This window comes from Rhodosalinus halophilus, from assembly GCF_003298775.1.
GTDB lineage: Bacteria > Pseudomonadota > Alphaproteobacteria > Rhodobacterales > Rhodobacteraceae > Rhodosalinus > Rhodosalinus halophilus.
Genome location: NZ_QNTQ01000058.1, coordinates 1 through 216, shown reverse-complemented (window position 1 = coordinate 216; position 216 = coordinate 1). Strand labels below are relative to the sequence as shown.

1 pseudogene is annotated in these 216 nt (G+C 29.2%); it reads left to right on the top strand.

Annotated elements, in window-relative coordinates:
- Nucleotides 1–153 (top strand): annotated as a pseudogene (locus tag DRV85_RS19620) (cbb3-type cytochrome c oxidase subunit I); the annotation flags it as partial.
- Nucleotides 154–216 lie beyond the last annotated feature (63 nt).

Genomic DNA, 216 nt, shown 5'->3' with positions numbered 1-216 from the left:
CATATATATAATGTTATAGTTACTGCTCATGCTTTTGTAATAATTTTTTTTATAGTGATACCAATTCTTATTGGAGGATTTGGTAATTGATTGGTACCTTTAATATTGGGAGCTCCTGATATATCTTTTCCTCGAATGAATAATCTTTCTTTCTGATTATTACCTCCTTCTTTATTTTTGTTATCTATATCTTCTATAGTGGAGATAGGGGTTGGT